A 15,581-nucleotide genomic window follows, 5' to 3' on the forward strand; every position below is an offset into this window, starting at 1 on the left:
CCATGGGTCATAAGAGCAATCCGATCGGTCTGCGTCTGCAGATCAACCGTACCTGGGACAGCCGCTGGTTCGCGGAAGGCCGGGACTACGGCAAGCTGCTTGAGGAAGACCTCAAGATCCGCAAGTTCATCCTCGAGAACGCGCCCCAGGCAGCGATCTCGAAGGTGGTCATCGAGCGTCCGGCCAAGCTGTGCCGCATCTCGATCTACGCAGCTCGTCCCGGTGTGATCATCGGCAAGAAGGGCGCGGACATCGAGAAGCTTCGCAAGAAGCTTGCGGTGATGACCTCGAGCGAAGTGAAGCTGAACATCGTTGAAATCCGCAAGCCGGAAGTCGACGCCAAGCTGATCGCTCAGGGCATTGCGGACCAGCTGATCCGCCGCGTTGCCTTCCGTCGTGCGATGAAGCGCGCGATGCAGTCGGCCATGCGTCTGGGTGCCGAAGGCATCAAGATCATGTGCGGTGGCCGTCTGGGCGGCGCGGAGATCGCGCGCGTCGAGCAGTACCGCGAAGGTCGCGTGCCGCTCCACACGCTGCGTGCCAACATCGACTATGCCGAAGCCGAAGCGCTGACCGCTTACGGTATCATCGGCATCAAGGTCTGGGTCTTCAAGGGTGAGATCCTGGGCCACGACCCGATGGCGCAGGACCGGCTGATGATGGAGGCTCAGACCTCCGGCGTCCGTCCGGCGCGCTGAGGCTTAGGATAGAGTAAGCACCATGCTGCAACCGAAAAAGACCAAGTTCCGCAAGGCTTTCAAGGGCAAGATCAAGGGTGATGCCAAGGGCGGCACCGATCTGAACTTTGGCTCCTACGGCCTCAAGGCTCTCGAGCCGGAACGCATCACCGCCCGCCAGATCGAAGCGGCTCGCCGCGCGATCACGCGTCACATCAAGCGCCAGGGTCGCCTCTGGATCCGCGTCTTCCCCGACGTGCCGGTTTCGAAGAAGCCTGCTGAAGTCCGTCAGGGTAAGGGCAAGGGTTCGGTGGAATACTGGGCCGCGCGTGTGAAGCCGGGCCGTATCCTGTTCGAGCTGGACGGCGTTGCCGGCCCGCTCGCCGCTGAGGCTTTCAGCCGCGCTGCGATGAAGCTTCCCATCAAGACCAAGGTCGTTGCCCGTCTCGGCGACACCTCGCACCTGGAGGGTTAATTCATGGCTGCCAAGACTGAAGACTTCCGCGCCAAGACCGACGACCAGCTCACGGAAGAGCTGGTCGCGCTGAAGCGCGAGCAGTTCAACCTTCGTTTCCAGGCCGCCACGAGCCAGCTCGAGGCACCGGCCCGGATCAAGGAGGTCCGTCGCAACATCGCCCGCATCAAGACGCTCCAGGCTGAGCGTTCGGCTGCGGCGAAGTAAGGAGGAAACACGATGCCCAAGCGTATTCTGATCGGTACCGTCGTTTCCGACAAGACCGACAAGACCGTTACCGTACTCGTCGAGCGCCGCGTGAAGCACCCGCTTTACGGCAAGATCATTCGTCGCTCGAAGAAGTATGCCGCCCATGACGAAGAGAACGCGTACCACATTGGTGATCGCGTCCGCATCGAGGAAACCAAACCGATCTCAAAGTCGAAGACCTGGAAGGTTCTCGACACGTTGCAGGCCGGAAAGGGTATTGCCATCGAGGCTAATCTCGACGTAGAGGCCGCCAACTGATTTGAGACGCCCCCGGCTTAACCGCCGGGGGAGCTTTTTTGGAACTGCCGGACTGGTTCCGGCAAGCCGTTGAGAAGGAACCGGATCAATGATCCAGATGCAATCCAATCTCGACGTCGCGGACAACAGCGGCGCGAAGCGCGTCCAGTGCATCAAGGTACTGGGTGGCTCGAAGCGTCGTTTCGCAGGCGTCGGCGACATCATCGTGGTGTCGGTAAAGGAAGCGCAGCCGCGCGCGCGCGTCAAGAAGGGCGACGTGCACCGTGCTGTCATCGTGCGCACCCGTAAGGACGTTCGTCGTCCCGACGGCAGCGTCATCCGCTTCGACAGCAACGCTGCCGTGCTCATCAACAAGAGCGAGGAGCCGATCGGCACCCGTATCTTCGGCCCCGTGGTTCGCGAGCTTCGCGGCAAGGGCTTCATGAAGATCATCTCGCTTGCTCCGGAGGTGCTGTAATGGCTGCCGCGAAGATCAAGAAGGGTGACCAGGTCATCGTTCTGTCGGGCAAGGACAAGGGCCGTACCGGCGCTGTGCTCCAGGTCATGCCCAAGGACGGCAAGGTCGTGGTCGAGGGCGTGAACGTCGCCACTCGTCACCGCAAGCCGACCCAGCAGAACCCGCAGGGCGGCATCGAGCGCAATCCCGCTCCGATGGCGATCAGCAAGGTCGCGGTTGCCGTTGACGGCAAGCCGACCCGCGTTCGCTTCGAAGAGAAGGACGGCAAGAAGGTCCGTGTGGCCGTGAAGACCGGGGAGACCATCGATGGCTGATAAGTACACCCCGCGTATGCGTTCGAAGTACGATGCGGAAATCGTCAAGGCGATGACCGAAAAGTTCGGCTACAAGAACGTGATGGAAGTGCCTTCGATCGAGAAGATCACGCTCAACATGGGCGTGGGCGAGGCGAGCCAGGACAAGAAGAAGGTCCAGACCGCCGCGGCCGAAATGGAAAAGATTGCCGGCCAGAAGCCCGTGATCACCAAGGCTCGCAAGTCGATTGCGCAGTTCAAGCTGCGTGAAGGCATGCCCATCGGCTGCAAGGTTACCCTGCGCCGCGAACGCATGTACGAATTCCTCGATCGCCTCATCACGATCGCGATGCCCCGCATTCGCGACTTCCGTGGTCTGAACGCCAAGTCGTTCGACGGCCGCGGCAACTACGCGATGGGCCTGAAGGAGCAGATCATCTTCCCCGAGATCAGCTACGATCAGATCGAGAAGGTGCGTGGCATGGACATCATCGTCACCACCACCGCCAAGACCGACGAAGAAGCACGCGAACTGCTGCGTCTTTTCGGTTTCCCGTTCCCGGTTGAAGAAGCCGCGGAAGAGAAGGAGGCGGCGTGAGCCGCCGCTGAGGAAGAGAGCTTAAGTCCATGGCGAAACTGAGTTCCGTGAACAAGAACGAGCGTCGTAAGAAGCTCGTCAAGAAGTACGCAGGTAAGTACGAACGCCTCAAGGCGATTGCCGATGACACCTCGCTCGACGAAACCGAGCGCCTCATCGCCCGTCTGAAGCTGGCCGAGATCCCGCGCAACGGCAACCCGACCCGGGTTCGCAACCGCTGCGCCACGACCGGTCGTCCGCGTGGTTACTACCGCAAGTTCGGCCTGTGCCGCGTTGAGCTGCGTGATCTTGCCAACAAGGGCATGATCCCCGGCGTGACCAAGTCGAGCTGGTAAGGGATACATAAGCAATGGCTATGACCGATCCCCTGGGTGATATGCTCACCCGCATCCGCAACGGCCAGCAGGCGAAGAAGGACTCCGTCCTTTCCCCCGCCAGCAAGCTGCGTGCGCGCGTGCTCGAAGTCCTCCAGCGTGAGGGCTACATCCGTGGCTACAGCGATGACACCACCGGTGCCCATCCGCAGCTTCGCATCGAGCTGAAGTACTTCGAAGGCGAGCCCGCTATCAAGCACATCGCCCGCGTCTCCAAGCCTGGCCGCCGCGTCTACTCGGGTTCCAAGGAACTCCCGGTTGTGCGCAATGGCCTTGGCATCACCATCGTCTCGACGCCCAAGGGCGTGCTCTCGGATGCCGAAGCACGTGCCGACAACGTCGGTGGCGAAGTGCTGGCGGAGGTGTTCTGATGAGCCGTATTGGTAAGAAGGCCGTGGCGATCCCCGCTGGCGTGACTGCCGATCTCAAGGACAACGTCCTCTCGGTGAAGGGCCCCAAGGGCACGCTCACCATGGGTGTGTCCGACCAGGTCACCTGCTCGGTGGAAGATGGCGCGGTTGCAATCCAGCCCGTCAACATGTCGAAGCAGGCTCGCAGCCACTGGGGCATGCAGCGCACGCTCGTCGCCAACCTTGTTGGCGGCGTGACCGAAGGCTACTCGAAGGTCCTTGAACTCAAGGGCGTCGGCTACCGCGCACAGATCCAGGGCAAGAAGCTCAAGCTTCAGCTTGGCTACTCGCACGATGTCGACATCGACATCCCCGAAGGTATCGAGATCAAGGCGCCGGATAACACCACCGTCGAGATCTCGGGCATCGACAAGCAGAAGGTCGGCCAGATCGCGGCCGAGATCCGTCGCTGGCGCAAGCCCGAGCCCTACAAGGGCAAGGGTATCAAGTACCGCGGCGAGTTCATCTTCCGCAAGGAAGGGAAGAAGAAGTAATGGCAAAGCTTTCCCTTTTCCAGCGCCGCCGTCAGCGCGTGCGCACCGCCCTTCGCGCGTCGGCTTCGGGCCGTCCGCGTCTTTCGGTGCACCGCACCGGACGTCACATCTACGCCCAGATCATCGACGATGCGCAGGGCCGTACGGTCGCTGCTGCCAACACGCTTGGCGGCAAGGGCGCTGACACCGATGCCGCCATCCGCGTGGGCAAGGAACTCGCCGAGGCCGCCAAGAAGGCGGGCATCACTTCGGTCGTGTTCGATCGCGGCGGCTTCCTCTATCATGGTCGCGTCAAGGCGCTGGCCGATGCCGCCCGCGAAGGCGGGCTGGAGTTCTGAGCATGGCTGACGAAAACACCAACACCACCAGCAGTGAGCAGCCCATCGCGGCTGACAACCCGCAGGGCGGGGCTCCCCAGGAGCAGCGCGAAGGCCGTGATGGCGGTCGTGGTCGTGGCGGCCGTGGCCGTGGCGAACGCGGTGGCCGTGGCCGTCGTGACGACCGTCGTGGCCGTCGCGATGACGAGGAGCAGGGCGAAGAGCTGATCGAGAAGCTGGTTCACATCAACCGCGTCTCGAAGACCGTCAAGGGCGGTAAGCGCTTCGGTTTCGCAGCACTCGTCGTCGTGGGTGACGGCAAGGGCCGCGTTGGCTTTGGCCATGCCAAGGCTCGCGAGGTTCCCGAGGCAATCACCAAGGCAACCGCTTCGGCCAAGAAGAAGATGATCCGCGTCGCTCTGAAGGAGGGTCGTACCCTTCATCATGACGGCAAGGGCCACTTCGGTGCGGGCCGCGTCAATGTCCGTACGGCTCCGGCCGGTACCGGCATCATCGCCGGCGGTCCGATGCGCGCCGTGTTCGAAAGCCTGGGCGTCGCTGACGTCGTGACCAAGTCGGTCGGCACTTCGAACCCGTACAACATGATCCGTGCCACCTTCGACGCGCTGACCGACCAGTCGTCGCCGAAGGCGGTTGCTCAGCGTCGCGGCAAGAAGGTCTCCGACCTCCTGGGTCGTGGCGGTGCGAGCGAAGCTGAGGCCGAGGCCGCAGCTGAAGCCATCGTGGAGTAAGCGACAATGGCCAAGATCAAGATCAAGCAGATCGGTTCGCCGATCCGTCGCCCCGAGAGCCAGAAGAAGATCCTCATCGGTCTGGGCCTCGGCAAGATGCACCGCGTTGTCGAACTCGAGGACACCCCCGAAGTTCGTGGCGCGATTGCCAAGCTTCCGCACATGGTGGCCGTGGTCGACTGACCTGGCCGCCGCTCCCCCGGGAGCAGCGAGCTGAAGATTGAAAGGGCTCCGGTGCATGGCATCGGGGCCCTTTTCGCATGGCGTTGACGGGCAGGGCGCGATGCACCTTCCATTCAGGGGCACCTGTGCTATGCGCTCTCGCCTTCCACTCGTCCTCCCGGGATGTCTTCCAGATGGTAATGCCTGCATCGATGTTACGTGGCCTGCTCGGTTCGGTGTCTTCACATAGGTGTGTGCTGGCAGGTGCGCTGGCGCTTGGTCTGAGCGCATGCAACGCGGATGCGCCAGGTTCGGACGGAGCCCTTGTTCCCGAGGGTGAGGCCGTGGCCGTGTGCAACGATTTTCGTGCAGATCCCAAGGTGCTGGCCTCGATGCGAGCCGGGGACATCGCTCTGCGCATGGCGCTCGCCTCGGGCGCGAAGCCCGATCCCGTCGCGGAGGCGGCGAGTGCGATCGCGCGCGGCGATTTTCGGCTTGCCGCTGCGACGACGCCGGTCGGCGTGTCACTCGACCTTTACAACGCGCAGTGCCGGCTCCTGGGGAGCCCGGCGGCCTGGTCCATCCGGGCACTGGCGTTCGTGCCGGATCTTGCCGCCGCGGAGGGCAGGGGGGCAGATGTCCCGGCAACGGCCTTCGGGAGGCAGTACAACGCGGCTCTGATGGCCGACCCGCACTATCCCTATCGTGACATCTGTCGGCCTGTCTCGGATGTGGGCCCTGAGCCCGAGATCCGGCCGGAAGAGCCGATTTCGCAGCCTTACGGTTTTGCCGATCTCCAGTCGGGCGAGGCGGTCGACACGATGGGCTATGCGGCGCGTCACAACGCCGTCGACCAGTTGCGCCGGCTTGTCGCGGCGCGGCCGCAGGACATCGACAAGCCCGACATGTTCGGCCTGACGCCGTTGGCCTGGGCCATTGCCTATCAGCGCTGGCGGACGGCGGACGTTCTCATCGAGGCGGGGGCAAGCCCGACGGGGGCGAGCTGCCAGACCGCGATTGATCGCCAGTCGCCGCTCCAGGTCGCGCGCCTCATGCGCTGGACGGACATGATCGGGCGCTTGCGTTCGTATGTCAGTGAGGAGGAGTTCGCCAACTTGCGTCAGAACCCGCGCTATGACGATGCCAGCCTGGCCGATTTCAACCGCGCGTTCTTCCAGATCAAGCACCGCTACGACCCGATCCTGCGTCAGCGCAGCTTCTCACGCTACGAGTTGCAGTTCACGATTGACGAGGGTGGCAACTCGACGAGTTGCGAACTCGTGCCTGCGTCGAACTCGCCCGAATTCGACGCCGAACTGTGCGAAGTGGCGATGAAGGTGGTGCGCTGGACCCCGGCGCGTGATGCGTTCGCGACCACCGTACCTGGCGATGCCAAGCTCGTTTTCGGCCTCGGCAAATAGTCGGCACTGCGCGAATAGGGGGTGACAGGTGGTCCCCTTTCGCCTATGGGGCCCGCTTCCCATCCAGCGCGATGAAAAGCGAAAGCGAGTGCATACTATGAATCTCAACGATCTCCGTGACAACGCCGGTGCCCGTCACCGCCGCATGCGTGTCGGCCGTGGTATCGGTTCGGGCAAGGGCAAGACCTCGGCACGTGGTCAGAAGGGCCAGAAGAGCCGTTCGGGTGTTGCCGTCAAGGGTTTCGAAGGCGGCCAGATGCCGCTTCACATGCGCCTTCCGAAGCGCGGCTTCACCAACGCGAAGTTCACCAAGGACTACGCGGAAGTGAACCTCGGCATGGTCCAGAAGGCGATCGACGCCGGCAAGCTCGACATCTCGGGCACCGTCGATCACGCCGCGCTCAAGGGCGCTGGCCTGGCCCGTGGTGGCAAGGATGGCGTGCGTCTCCTGGGCAAGGGTGAGCTCACCGCCAAGGTCGAATTCAACGTTGCTGGTGCCTCGAAGGGCGCCGTGGAAGCCGTTGAAAAGGCTGGTGGCAAGGTGATCCTGCCTGCCAAGGAAGCCGCTGCGGCCTGATTCGCCACAGTGCGGTAACGCAATACAGGAGGGCGGAGCGCGGCGCGTTTCGCCCTCTTGTGCGTTTCGCCACGGCGGTACTGGCGCGAATCATGTGGGTTTCGCGTGCCGTTGGTGGCACGGAGGGTTTCCGCCCTCCTACGAATGTCTATATGGACGGACTGGAACGCGGGTTCGACAAGGGTGCTCTCAGCAGCTAAGGCCGAATCCGAACACGCTATTCGAGGCTTCTACAACTCATGGCTTCCCGTGCCGACAATATCGCCAGCTCGCTGAGCCTGAGCAATTTCTCTAAGGCTACCGAGCTGAAGAAGCGCATCTGGTTCACGATCGGTGCGCTTATCGTTTTCCGCTTTCTGAGCTTTGTGCCGCTGCCGGGCGTCGATGCCCGCATCCTGAGCGAGCTTTACAGCCAGACGCAGGGCGGCATCCTTGACCTGTTCAACACCTTCTCGGGCGGCTCGCTTTCGCGCATGAGCCTGATTGCGCTTGGCGTCATGCCCTACATCACGGCCTCGATCGTGGTGCAGCTGGCCGCTTCGCTTCATCCCGCGCTCATGGCGCTGAAGAAGGAAGGTGAGGCTGGTCGCAAGAAGCTGAACCAGTACACCCGCTATGGCACGGTTGGCCTCTGCGCCATCCAGGGCTACTTCCTGGCTGTGAGCCTGGAAGCCTATGGCGCCTCGAGCGGTCTTCCTGCGGTCGTTGATCCGGGCATCCTGTTCCGCGTTGGCGCGGTCATCAGCCTGGTTGGTGGCACCATGTTCCTGCTGTGGCTGGGTGAGCAGATCACCTCGCGCGGTATCGGCAACGGCGTGTCGCTGATCATCATGGCCGGTATCGTTGCGCAGATGCCGACGTTTGCCTCGAACCTGGGTCAGGCCTATTCGGCCGGGGACACCGGTTCGCTGCTCATCATGTTCCTGATCGCGCTCATCGTCGCAATGATCCTGCTGATCTGCTTCTTCGAGCGCGCCCAGCGCCGTCTGCTGATCCAGTATCCCAAGCGTGCGACCCAGCGCGGCATGATGCAGGCGGATCGCAGCCACCTGCCGCTCAAGATCAACACCGCGGGCGTGATCCCGCCGATCTTCGCGAGCTCGCTGCTGCTGCTGCCGCTCACCATCACCCAGTTCGCGGGCAACTCGCTTCAGCCGGACTCGACGATGGGCAAGATCGTGGTGTCGCTGAACCAGTACCTGGGACACGGCAAGCCGCTCTACATGCTGTTCTATGCCGCCGGCATCATCTTCTTCAGCTTCTTTTACACCGCGGTTGTGTTCAATCCGGAAGAAACGGCGGAGAACCTCAAGAAGAACGGTGGCTTCATTCCCGGCATTCGTCCGGGCAAGAACACGGCGAACTATCTGGACTACGTGCTGACCCGCGTGACGGTGATCGGTGCGGCCTACCTCACGGCGGTGTGCTGCATCCCCGAGTGGTTCCTGGCCCAGACCGGTCTTCCGCTGCTGTTCATGGGCGGCACCAGCCTGCTGATCGTTGTCAACGTGACCGTGGACACCATCACGCAGATCCAATCGCACCTGCTGGCTCACCAGTACGGCGATCTCATAAAGAAGGCGAAGCTGAAAGGTCGCCTGCGCTAAGCGCAGGCGTTCGCCAAAACGTAGAACTGAGGGGGTTACGCGTGAATATCATTCTTCTTGGGCCGCCGGGGGCGGGCAAGGGAACGCAGGCACAGCGCCTGGTTGAGCGCCATGGCATGCGCCAGCTTTCGACCGGCGACATGCTGCGCGCCGCGGTCAAGGCGGGCACGCCGACGGGGCTTGAAGCCAAGGCGATCATGGAGCGGGGCGAACTCGTCTCGGATGCGATCGTGTCGGCGCTGATCGGTGACGAGCTCGATGCGATGGGCCCGGACACCGGCGCCATTTTCGACGGGTATCCGCGTACCGCGGCCCAGGCTGAAACGCTCGACGGGATTCTCGCCGAGCGCGGCCGCCAGCTCGACCATGTGATCGAACTGGGCGTCGACGAGGAAGCGCTGGTCGAGCGCATCACGGGGCGTTTTACCTGTGCGGCGTGTGGCAAGGGCTATCACGACAGCTTCGAGCAGCCCAAGGTTCCGGGCACGTGCGACAAGTGCGGCGGCACCGAATTCAAGCGCCGTCCGGATGACAACGCCGAGACCGTGCGTACGCGCCTGGCCGAGTACCGCGCCAAGACGGCGCCGATCCTTCCGATCTATGAGGAGCGGGGGATTGTCGCGAAGGTCGACGGGATGGCCGAGATGGACGATGTGACCGCCTCCATCGAAGGTGTCCTCGCCAAGTAGGTATCGAAAAGGAAGCCGGGGCGAATGTCCCGGCTTTTTTTCTGGCCTTCGTTCGTCTTTGTCGCCAAGACTATGGGCTGCATGAATATCTCGCGTTTCCATCGTTACACGGTCGTCCTCGCCACGGCCTTGATGGGCCTGTGCGCACCTCATCTGGCCGAGGCCAAGGTTGCAGAGGCCAATGAGCGCGGCTTCGTCGTGCGCCACATGGTCGAGATCCCTTCCCGCGTGGACAAGACCTGGGACACGGTCCTGGATCCGGCCGGGTGGTGGGATTCGGCGCACACGTGGTCCGGGGATGCCGCCAATCTCTCGATCGATCCCAAGGCGGGTGGCTGCTTCTGCGAATTGCTGCCCAATGACACATCGCCGCGCGCCGCGCCCAAGGGCAGTGTCGAGCACATGCGGGTGGTCTATATCGAACGTCCGCGCGTGCTGCGCATGACAGGCGCGCTTGGGCCGCTGCAGTCCGAAGCGGTGAACGGGACGCTCACGATCCAGCTCAAGCCCCGGGATGGGGAGGGCGAGAATACGGTCCTGCTTCTCGAGTACGTGGTGGGCGGCTATATGCGTCAGCCCGCCGAAGCGATGGCCGGTTCGGTCGATGCCATGCTCGGCGCCCAGCTCGAGCGCCTTGCCTCGGAACTCGGTGGCGCCTTTGCGAAGGCCTTTCCTGGTGGCGACCTCGGGCTCGATCCCGCACCCGAGGCGGATGCCAAGGATGAGGTCAAGGTCGATGAGGCTCCGGATGGCATCGAGCCGCTGGCGCCCGAGCCCCCCGCAGGTGAGGTTATCGAGCGTTGAGCGTGCAAGAAGAACAATCCTTTGCGCGAGGTGCGCTTTGACGCGAGGGGCCTTCCGAGGTATAATCCACCCATCGCTTGATCGGGCCGCGCATAACTTGGCGCTAGGCCCGCAATTCGCGTCGGCTGCATTGACAGGCTGTGCGAATCGTTTTAAGCGCCCCCTTCACTCGACAGAATCGCTCCGTCCGGTTGGTCTGGCTTTGAGTAAGTCGCCTGCCGGTCGTTTCGCGTTTGTGGATCGGGTGGTTCGTTTCAGCGTTGAGATAGGGGAGCGGCGACGCACCCCTGTGGAGCAGGAGATTTAAGTGGCTCGTATTGCCGGGGTAAACATCCCCACCAACAAGCGCGTGATCATCGCGCTCACCTACATCCACGGTATTGGTCGCACCAAGGCCGTCGAGATCGCCGACAAGCTCGGCATTGATCACACCCGCCGCATTCAGGATCTTTCGGACGCCGAAGTGCTCCAGATCCGCGAAACCATCGATGCCGATCACCTCGTGGAAGGTGACCTTCGTCGCGAAACCGCGATGAACATCAAGCGTCTGATGGATCTCGCCTGCTACCGTGGCCTGCGTCACCGCAAGGGTCTTCCGGTCCGTGGCCAGCGCACGCACACCAATGCGCGCACCCGCAAGGGCAAGGCCAAGCCGATCGCCGGCAAGAAGAAGTAAGCACGGGAACCTTAAAGGTTTTCGGTTTCCCGCAGCGACTATTCGACAGGATACACGAACATGGCACGCGAACCCCAGCGCATTAAGCGGCGCGAGCGCAAGAACATCACGAGCGGCATTGCCCACGTCAACGCCAGCTTCAACAACACCATGGTGACCATCACCGACGCCCAGGGCAATGCAATCAGCTGGTCCTCGGCCGGCATGATGGGCTTCAAGGGCAGCCGCAAGTCGACCCCGTACGCCGCTCAGGTGGCCGCGGACGATGCCGGCAAGAAGGCCGCCGAGCACGGCGTCCGCACCCTCGAAGTCGAAGTCAAGGGCCCGGGTTCGGGCCGCGAGAGCGCGCTTCGCGCCCTCCAGGCTGTCGGCTTCACCATCACGTCGATCCGCGACGTGACCCCGATCCCGCACAACGGCGTTCGTCCTTCGAAGCGCCGCCGCGTCTGATCGACCTTTTTGCGGGCGGCGAACCGGTCGTCGCCCGTTTTCAGGAGCGTTTCATGGGTTCATTTTCAATGGGCTCCTGGGCGCAACCGCCATCGTAATCCCAGGGGAAGTCCATGACTGTCAACATCAAGAACTGGCAGGAACTCAAGAAGCCGAACAGCCTTGAGATCAAGCCGGGACCCGACCCCAAGCTGAAGGCAACGTTCGTTGCCGAACCTCTCGAGCGCGGTTTTGGTCTTACGCTCGGTAACGCGCTGCGGCGCGTTCTTCTGTCTTCGCTGCAGGGCGCTGCAATTACCTCGATCAAGATCGAGAACGTGCTGCACGAGTTCTCCTCGCTGGCCGGTGTGCGTGAAGACGTCACCGACATCGTCCTGAACGTGAAGCAGATCGCCCTCAAGATGCAGGGCGAAGGCCCCAAGCGTCTCCAGCTCTCGGCCACTGGCCCGGCGCAGGTGAAGGCGGGCGATATCGCCGTTTCGGGCGACATCGAGGTCATGAACAAGGACCTCGTGATCTGCACGCTCGACGAGGGTGCGGTCCTGAACATGGAACTCACCGCGGACACCGGCAAGGGCTACGTACCTGCTGTCGGTAACCGTCCGGTTGACGCACCGATCGGTCTTATCCCGGTCGACTCGCTCTACTCGCCGGTTCGCCAGGTGAGCTACAAGGTCGAGAACGCCCGCGTTGGCCAGGAGCTCGACTACGACAAGCTCAGCCTGACCGTCGAGACCGACGGCACCGTGGCTCCCGAAGATGCCGTGGCCTACTCGGCCCGCATCCTGCAGGACCAGCTGGCGCTGTTCGTTCACTTCGAGGACATTGCTCCCGTGGGTCAGCCCGCCATGGTCGGCATGGCCGCCGGCGGTACGCAGAGCCAGGAAGAGAGCGACACCAACCAGCTCAACCGTTACCTTCTCAAGAAGGTCGACGAGCTCGAGCTGTCGGTCCGCTCGGCCAACTGCCTCAAGAACGACAACATCATCTACATCGGCGACCTGGTCCAGAAGACTGAAGCCGAGATGCTGCGCACGCCGAACTTCGGCCGCAAGTCGCTCAACGAGATCAAGGAAGTGCTCTCCTCGATGGGTCTGCGCCTCGGCATGGACATCCCGGGCTGGCCGCCCGAGAACATCGAAGAGATGGCCAAGAAGCTGGAGCAGGAACTGCTCGGCTGATCGGCTCTCCCGAAACCGAATTGAAGAGGCCCTGCAGGAAACTGCGGGGCCTTTTTCTTGTGTGCCGGGCACGGCGTTGATGCAGGAGGTGTAAGTCCTTTGCAGGCCTGCTGGTGGGAACTGCTAGCTGAAGGCAACTGCGTCGCCGCGAGGCGGGGTGGGGAGGAAGCCGGAGGCAAAGCTCGGAGCTGACGAACAGGAATCGGATAGAAGGCCGGTGCGGCGGGATAACCCAGCAATGGATGGGGATGTCCGATAGCCAGACAGACGCGCGCATTGGTAAATCCGGCAGCGACCGAGTGAAGGATCAACGTCTTACCCCGGGAGATCTCCTGGCCTCTCCGGACGATCCGGAGAACAGCGGCAGTGATGTTGCTGGATGGGCCCGGAGAAGTCAGCAGCGGTCATAGTAGCGGGCGCAAGCCGGCGAAGGACCAAATTCGGTACCCAAGGAGCAAGACTGGGCACATTCGATGGGTGTGGAGCGGCAGCAAGGTAGCGGGAAGCAGCAGGACTTCTTCGATGAAGCCCTGAAGGCATCGCTTGGCCACGACGTCACCGGCAAAGGCGGAACTGGCGCTGGGACGATCGAGGAGCGGCAATCACCCACGGCATGGGCCGAGCCCCTCGCCTTGACGCGTTACGTGATGGAGGAGGTGGCCAGCTCGGCCAACCTGAACCAAGCCTACAAGCGGGTGAAAGCGAACAAGGGGGCGCCGGGCGTGGACGGGATGACCGTCCCCGACCTGCGTGACTGGATTGCAGGAAACCGTGAGAGGCTGATCGCCTCGTTACTCGACGGTACTTACCGTCCAAGCACGTGCGCGGAGTTGAAATTCCCAAACCCGGCGGGAAAGGTGCGCCAGCTGGGCATTCCGACGGCTGTCGACCGGCTGGTACAACAGGCGATACTGCAAGTCCCGGATCCCGTCCTTGATCCGACATTCTCGGCATCGAGTTTTGGGTTCCGCCCGGACGCGGCGCACACGATGCGCTGCGTCAGGCCCGGACTATGTGCGGGACGGCTATGCGATCGTCGTAGACCTCGACACGGAGAAATTCTTTGATCGGGTGAACCACGACATCGTCATGGCCCGTCTGGCCCGGCACATCGCCGACCCGCCTGCTCGTCATCATCCGCCGGTTTCTACAGGCCGGGATGCTGTCGGGTGGTGTGCACGTCGAACGGCAGGAGGGGACCCCGCAAGGCGGCCTCTCTCGCCGCTGATCGCTAACCTCATTCTGGATGACCTCGACAAGGAGCTCGAACGCCGGGGCCACCGGTTCTGCCGCTACGCCGACGACTGTAACATCTATGTACGGTCACAGGCAGCGGGGGAGCGCGTCATGGCTTCGGTTACCGCCTTGCTGGAAGGCAAGCTCCGACTCCGCGTCAATCAGGCCAAGAGCGCGGTTGCACACGTCCGGGAACGTACCTTCCTCGGCCACCGTCTGACAGCGGGAGGCTTTTTGAGCATAGCGAACAAAAGTCTCACGCGGCTGAAGGAGCGGCTCAGGGCGATTACGCGCCGCAACCGAGGCATCAGCCTCGCGGCGATGATCGCACAGACCAATGCCTTCACTACAGGGTGGGTCACCTACTACCGACACGCCCGGGCTCAGACGGTTTTGCGCGAGATCGACAGCTGGCTCCGGCGCAAGCTTCGCTGCGTCCGGCTCAAACAGTGCAAGCGCACCATGACGATCGCCACTTTCTTAAGGGAAAACGGCGTCCCAGAATGGCAGGCTTGGATCTTCGCGCTCTCGGGAAAGGGCTGGTGGCGCCTGTCGGGCAGCCCTCAGGCCGCCCACGGCATGCCCAACGCATGGTTCGATCAGGCAGGTCTCTCAAGCCTCGCTCTCCAACATGCCGCCTTAAACCGTACCGGAAACCGCCGTGATACGCAGTACGTACGTCCGGTGGTGTGAGAGGGGGGCGCCGTGAGGCGCCCCCCTACTCGATTGGAAGTTTGAAAGGGAGAATTTCGAGGGGCATCGCCCTCGAGCTCCCGGACTGTCGGGCGCAAGGCGTGCCGGATGCGGTGGCGCCCCGCATTGCAAGGGAGTTCCGGCCTCTCGTTGAGGGCGTGCCTCGGCCGCTCAAGTTGTGTTGGACAATCTACAGGGGGAAGGGATGGCAAATCCCTTGGGTGCCTCTTTCTCTCTTTGCCCCTTTCCATTTTTCATCTAGAACATAAAAAGAACAAGTGGAGAGAGCCATGGCCCGCCTGAACTACGTCGAGCTGCCGGTCCGTAATGTGCCGGGTCAGAAGGAATTCTACGAGGCGACCTTCGGGTGGTCCTTTACCGACTTCGGTCCGGACTATGCGTCGACGATGACGGGCGATGTCGACATGGGCCTCAACGGCGATGCGGCGCAGTGGACGGCCCAGATGCTCCCCGTGATCGAGGTCGAGGACCTGGAGGAGACTCTGGCGCGGGTTCAGGCCGCGGGCGGAGTGATCACGCTTCCCGTCTTCGCCTTCCCGGGCGGCCGCCGTTTCCATTTCCGGGATCCGCACGGGCATGAGCTCGCTGCAATGGTGTCGGAGGGGGAGGGCGAGTAGGTCGTTGCAGTCCGGATTTACGCGAATCCTTGACTCTTGCCTGAAAATCCGCATTAGGGCCGTTCTTCGCGGGTACCCGTGAGAAGGTTTTGG

The 15,581-nt window shown here is 62.7% G+C and carries 24 protein-coding genes; all 24 read left to right on the forward strand.

Going from position 1 to position 15,581, the window contains the following annotated elements; genetic code table 11:
• Positions 1-2: 2 nt before the first annotated feature.
• The 24 genes from rpsC (at position 3) to HT578_RS19480 (ending at position 15,488) form a co-directional block, all read left to right on the forward strand.
• On the forward strand, positions 3-698 hold the full coding sequence (rpsC, locus tag HT578_RS19365) for a 30S ribosomal protein S3 (protein WP_039388082.1): 696 nt from the start codon (positions 3-5) through the stop codon (positions 696-698).
• A gap of 22 nt (positions 699-720) precedes the next feature.
• On the forward strand, positions 721-1,152 hold the full coding sequence (gene rplP, locus HT578_RS19370; RefSeq protein ID WP_039388080.1) for a 50S ribosomal protein L16: 432 nt from the start codon (positions 721-723) through the stop codon (positions 1,150-1,152).
• Between the two features lie 3 nt (positions 1,153-1,155).
• Positions 1,156-1,359: a 50S ribosomal protein L29 gene (gene rpmC / locus HT578_RS19375; RefSeq protein ID WP_039388078.1), complete on the forward strand. Its 204-nt coding sequence runs from the start codon at positions 1,156-1,158 to the stop codon at positions 1,357-1,359.
• Positions 1,360-1,371: 12 nt separating this feature from the next.
• On the forward strand, positions 1,372-1,659 hold the full coding sequence (gene rpsQ, locus HT578_RS19380; RefSeq protein WP_039388075.1) for a 30S ribosomal protein S17: 288 nt from the start codon (positions 1,372-1,374) through the stop codon (positions 1,657-1,659).
• Positions 1,660-1,747: 88 nt separating this feature from the next.
• The gene (gene rplN, locus HT578_RS19385; RefSeq protein WP_039388073.1) at positions 1,748-2,116 is read left to right on the forward strand and encodes a 50S ribosomal protein L14; all 369 of its coding nucleotides are present in this window, start codon (positions 1,748-1,750) and stop codon (positions 2,114-2,116) included.
• Positions 2,116-2,430, forward strand: a complete 315-nt coding sequence (gene rplX / locus HT578_RS19390) for a 50S ribosomal protein L24 (RefSeq protein WP_039388072.1) — start codon at positions 2,116-2,118, stop codon at positions 2,428-2,430. Before rplN ends, rplX begins: the two co-directional genes overlap by 1 nt.
• Positions 2,423-3,007: a 50S ribosomal protein L5 gene (gene rplE / locus HT578_RS19395; protein ID WP_039388070.1), complete on the forward strand. Its 585-nt coding sequence runs from the start codon at positions 2,423-2,425 to the stop codon at positions 3,005-3,007. Before rplX ends, rplE begins: the two co-directional genes overlap by 8 nt.
• Before the next feature lie 29 nt (positions 3,008-3,036).
• Positions 3,037-3,342, forward strand: coding sequence for a 30S ribosomal protein S14 (gene rpsN / locus HT578_RS19400; protein WP_039388068.1), 306 nt, complete (start codon positions 3,037-3,039; stop codon positions 3,340-3,342).
• Between the two features lie 14 nt (positions 3,343-3,356).
• On the forward strand, positions 3,357-3,752 hold the full coding sequence (gene rpsH, locus HT578_RS19405; protein ID WP_039388066.1) for a 30S ribosomal protein S8: 396 nt from the start codon (positions 3,357-3,359) through the stop codon (positions 3,750-3,752).
• Positions 3,752-4,285: a 50S ribosomal protein L6 gene (rplF, locus tag HT578_RS19410; protein WP_039388064.1), complete on the forward strand. Its 534-nt coding sequence runs from the start codon at positions 3,752-3,754 to the stop codon at positions 4,283-4,285. The genes rpsH and rplF overlap by 1 nt, the downstream gene beginning before the upstream one ends.
• On the forward strand, positions 4,285-4,623 hold the full coding sequence (gene rplR, locus HT578_RS19415; protein WP_039388062.1) for a 50S ribosomal protein L18: 339 nt from the start codon (positions 4,285-4,287) through the stop codon (positions 4,621-4,623). The genes rplF and rplR overlap by 1 nt, the downstream gene beginning before the upstream one ends.
• Positions 4,624-4,625: 2 nt before the next feature.
• Positions 4,626-5,354 (forward strand): 30S ribosomal protein S5, encoded by a 729-nt coding sequence (gene rpsE, locus HT578_RS19420; protein WP_039388061.1) that lies wholly within the window; start codon positions 4,626-4,628, stop codon positions 5,352-5,354.
• Positions 5,355-5,360: 6 nt separating this feature from the next.
• On the forward strand, positions 5,361-5,537 hold the full coding sequence (gene rpmD, locus HT578_RS19425; RefSeq protein WP_148627602.1) for a 50S ribosomal protein L30: 177 nt from the start codon (positions 5,361-5,363) through the stop codon (positions 5,535-5,537).
• 323 nt (positions 5,538-5,860) lie between these two features.
• On the forward strand, positions 5,861-6,937 hold the full coding sequence (locus tag HT578_RS19430) for an ankyrin repeat domain-containing protein (RefSeq protein WP_239026363.1): 1,077 nt from the start codon (positions 5,861-5,863) through the stop codon (positions 6,935-6,937).
• Between the two features lie 97 nt (positions 6,938-7,034).
• On the forward strand, positions 7,035-7,514 hold the full coding sequence (gene rplO / locus HT578_RS19435; RefSeq protein ID WP_039388058.1) for a 50S ribosomal protein L15: 480 nt from the start codon (positions 7,035-7,037) through the stop codon (positions 7,512-7,514).
• A gap of 239 nt (positions 7,515-7,753) precedes the next feature.
• The gene (gene secY / locus HT578_RS19440) at positions 7,754-9,121 is read left to right on the forward strand and encodes a preprotein translocase subunit SecY (RefSeq protein WP_039388055.1); all 1,368 of its coding nucleotides are present in this window, start codon (positions 7,754-7,756) and stop codon (positions 9,119-9,121) included.
• A 41-nt stretch (positions 9,122-9,162) separates the two neighbouring features.
• Entirely contained in the window at positions 9,163-9,810 is a 648-nt protein-coding gene (locus HT578_RS19445; protein ID WP_213501120.1) for an adenylate kinase, read from the forward strand.
• A gap of 24 nt (positions 9,811-9,834) precedes the next feature.
• On the forward strand, positions 9,835-10,614 hold the full coding sequence (locus HT578_RS19450; protein ID WP_239026364.1) for an SRPBCC family protein: 780 nt from the start codon (positions 9,835-9,837) through the stop codon (positions 10,612-10,614).
• 307 nt (positions 10,615-10,921) lie between these two features.
• Positions 10,922-11,290 (forward strand): 30S ribosomal protein S13, encoded by a 369-nt coding sequence (gene rpsM / locus HT578_RS19455; protein ID WP_039388051.1) that lies wholly within the window; start codon positions 10,922-10,924, stop codon positions 11,288-11,290.
• 60 nt (positions 11,291-11,350) lie between these two features.
• On the forward strand, positions 11,351-11,740 hold the full coding sequence (rpsK, locus tag HT578_RS19460; RefSeq protein WP_007011846.1) for a 30S ribosomal protein S11: 390 nt from the start codon (positions 11,351-11,353) through the stop codon (positions 11,738-11,740).
• 113 nt (positions 11,741-11,853) lie between these two features.
• Positions 11,854-12,921 (forward strand): DNA-directed RNA polymerase subunit alpha, encoded by a 1,068-nt coding sequence (locus HT578_RS19465; protein WP_039388049.1) that lies wholly within the window; start codon positions 11,854-11,856, stop codon positions 12,919-12,921.
• Positions 12,922-13,394: 473 nt separating this feature from the next.
• The gene (locus tag HT578_RS19470; protein ID WP_213501121.1) at positions 13,395-13,988 is read left to right on the forward strand and encodes a reverse transcriptase family protein; all 594 of its coding nucleotides are present in this window, start codon (positions 13,395-13,397) and stop codon (positions 13,986-13,988) included.
• The gene (locus HT578_RS19475; RefSeq protein ID WP_213501122.1) at positions 13,936-14,850 is read left to right on the forward strand and encodes a reverse transcriptase domain-containing protein; all 915 of its coding nucleotides are present in this window, start codon (positions 13,936-13,938) and stop codon (positions 14,848-14,850) included. Before HT578_RS19470 ends, HT578_RS19475 begins: the two co-directional genes overlap by 53 nt.
• A 290-nt stretch (positions 14,851-15,140) precedes the next feature.
• Positions 15,141-15,488 (forward strand): VOC family protein, encoded by a 348-nt coding sequence (locus HT578_RS19480; protein ID WP_039388047.1) that lies wholly within the window; start codon positions 15,141-15,143, stop codon positions 15,486-15,488.
• Positions 15,489-15,581 lie beyond the last annotated feature (93 nt).

Origin of the sequence: Novosphingobium decolorationis, assembly GCF_018417475.1 — a bacterium.
Taxonomy (GTDB): domain Bacteria; phylum Pseudomonadota; class Alphaproteobacteria; order Sphingomonadales; family Sphingomonadaceae; genus Novosphingobium; species Novosphingobium decolorationis.